3 protein-coding genes are annotated in these 2,788 nt (G+C 65.9%); all 3 read left to right on the forward strand.

Annotation, left to right across the window (positions count from 1 at the left end; genetic code table 11):
* On the forward strand, positions 1 to 649 hold a 649-nt coding region (locus ABD243_RS15050), incomplete at its 5' end, for a PIG-L deacetylase family protein (RefSeq protein WP_344367261.1).
* Between the two features lie 75 nt (positions 650 to 724).
* The gene (locus ABD243_RS15055) at positions 725 to 1,255 is read left to right on the forward strand and encodes a gluconokinase (RefSeq protein WP_116766801.1); all 531 of its coding nucleotides are present in this window, start codon (positions 725 to 727) and stop codon (positions 1,253 to 1,255) included.
* Between the two features lie 45 nt (positions 1,256 to 1,300).
* Entirely contained in the window at positions 1,301 to 2,704 is a 1,404-nt protein-coding gene (locus tag ABD243_RS15060) for a GntT/GntP/DsdX family permease (protein ID WP_344367395.1), read from the forward strand.
* Positions 2,705 to 2,788: the final 84 nt, after the last annotated feature.

Raw genomic sequence — 2,788 nt, forward strand, 5'->3', positions numbered from 1 at the left:
CGCCGCCGGAGTCCAGGTCAGCTACTGCATCATGACCGACGGCGACGCCGGCGGTTTCGATCCCGCGCAGCGCGACGAAATCGTGCGGCTGCGCGTCGCGGAGCAGCAGCGCGCGGCCGCCCTGGTCGGCGTCACGGACATCCATTACCTGCACCAGCGCGACGGCTATCTTGAACCCTCGCATGAGGTGATGCGTGAGGTGGTGCGCCTGATCCGCCAGCTCCGGCCCGACGTCGTGCTGTCGATGCATCCGGAGCGCAACTGGAACCGGATCCAGAAAAGCCACCCGGACCACCTGGCCGTGGGGGAGGCCGTGACCCGCGCCGTATACCCGGCCCTGGAAAACCCCTTCGCGTATCCGGAACTGGCCGAGTCCGGGCTGGAGGCTTACAAACTGCCCTGGCTCTGGCTCTTCGCCGGGCCCGAAGAACGCGAAAACCACTTCGTTGACGTCACGGAGCATGTCGACAGCAAGCTTGCCGCCATCCACATCCACGTCAGCCAGCACCCCGACGTCGATGCCATGGAGCGCACGGTCCGCGGCCTCATGCTGAGCACCGGGGCGCGCGGCGGGCTGCCGGCGGGGCGCAGCGCCGAGGCCTTCCACGTCGTCACAGTCAACGGCCCGGGGACCATCGCCGGATTCTAGTGTTGCCGCAGCACACCCTCTGCCATATGCTGGCCTCTGTTTAAATCATATTTATTTGATGGAAGGCAGACTTTGATGGCGAAGACTGCGCAACACCCCGTTCTCGTGATCATGGGGGTCTCCGGATCGGGCAAATCGACCGTTGCGGGACTACTGGCCGGCAGGCTGGGCTGGGATCTCGCCGAGGGCGACGACCTGCACCCTGAATCGAATGTGGCCAAGATGCATGCCGGCCAGCCGCTGACCGACGAGGATCGGTGGCCCTGGCTGGAAAGCATTGCCGACTGGATCCGCGCCCACACAGAAGCCGGAGCTCCCGGAGTTGTGACCTGTTCGGCGCTGAAGAAGCGCTACCGGGACATCCTGCGCGGCGAAGGCGTGGTCTTTGTGTTCCTTGAGGGATCACGGGACAAGATCTCGGACCGGCTGGCTTCCCGCCACGGGCACTTCATGCCGCCCGCCCTGCTGGAGTCCCAGTTCGAGGCGCTCGAAGCGCCCACCGCGGACGAAAACTTCATTGCCCTGTCCGTCTCCGCAACGCCGGCGGAAGAGGCACAGGAAATCATCACCCGACTTAATCTCGACGCTGCCGACGCCAGGCCCTGAGCCTTCCCGCGTTCCGCAGCCGACCAAGGAATTTTTGTGAAATCTCTGATAGCAACGCAGCTTCCGGCTGCCGTCGAGGCCGGGACCGGCATCGACACCCAACTACTGATCGTCGCCGGTCTGGGCATCGCCCTGATCGTCGTACTGATCGCCAAGTTCAAATTCCACCCCTTCCTGGCCCTCGTACTGGGCTCCGGTTTCGTGGGCCTGGCCGCCGGCGTGGACCCGGCCAAGGTGATCGCCAACTTCGAAGACGGCGTGGGCGGTGTCCTGAAGGAAGTCGGCCTGCTGATCGCGCTCGGCGCGATGCTCGGCAAACTGCTCGCCGACTCCGGCGGCGCCAACCGGGTGGTCGACACCCTCCTGGCCAAGGCCACCGGCAACAAGCTGGTCTGGATGATCACACTCGTCGCCGTGATCATCGGCCTGCCGATGTTCTTCGAGATCGGTCTCGTCCTGCTGCTGCCCGTGATCGTCCTGGTCACCCAGCGCTCAAAGATGCCGCTCATGCGCATCGCCATTCCGGCGCTGGCCGGCCTGTCCGTGCTGCACGGCCTGGTGCCGCCGCACCCGGGACCGCTGATCGCCATCAGTGCCGTCAAGGCTGAACTGGGCACCACCCTGGCCCTTGGCATCCTCGTCGCCATCCCCACGGTGATCATCTGTGGTCCGCTCTTCTCCCGGCTGGCAGCCCGGTGGGTGCCCGTGGGCGCCCCCGCCGTCGCCGGCGGCATCGACACCGTGCACGGCGCGGACATGGAAGGCGTCAAGCGCCCGCCGAGCTTCCTGGTCACGTTGCTGACCATCATCTTCCCCGTGGTGCTCATGCTGCTCAAGGCCGTCATGGACATCATCTGGCCTGACCCCAAGACCGCCCCGGTCATCCGTACGTTCTTCGACTTCGTCGGACAGCCGCTCGTCGCAATGACGCTTGCCGTCCTGCTGGCCATGGTGACCTTCGGCTACGCCGTCGGGCTCAACGGCAGCAAGATCACAAGCAGGATCAGTGCGAGCCTCGGCCCCATCGCGGGGATCCTCCTGATCGTCGGCGCCGGTGGCGGCTTCAAACAGACGCTGATCGGTGCCGGCGTGGGTGACTCTGTGAAGGCTTGGGCCGAGGGGACCAACATGTCCGTCCTCGTGCTCGGCTTCATCGTGGCCGTCGCCCTCCGGCTGGCGACGGGCTCGGCCACGGTCGCTACCGTGACGGCCGCCGGGATCGTGGCACCGCTGGCCAGTTCGCTGCCACCGACCCATGCCGCACTGCTGGCCCTCGCCATCGGTGCAGGATCGCTGTTCTTCTCGCATGTGAACGACGCCGGCTTCTGGCTGGTCAAGGAGCTGTTCGGGCTGACCGTGGGCCAGACGTTCAAGACCTGGTCCGTCATGGAGACTCTGATCTCCGTGGTGAGCTTCGGCCTGATCATGCTGCTCTCGCTCGTCATCTAGCCGCGTCTGAATCCAGCTGCGCTGGACGCAGGAAGCCGCCCGGGCCCTGGCTCCTTCTACGGAAGGTGCCACGGCCCGGGCGGC

The sequence above is a fragment of the Arthrobacter humicola genome (assembly GCF_039531445.1).
In the GTDB taxonomy this organism is placed as follows: Bacteria; Actinomycetota; Actinomycetes; order Actinomycetales; family Micrococcaceae; genus Arthrobacter; species Arthrobacter humicola.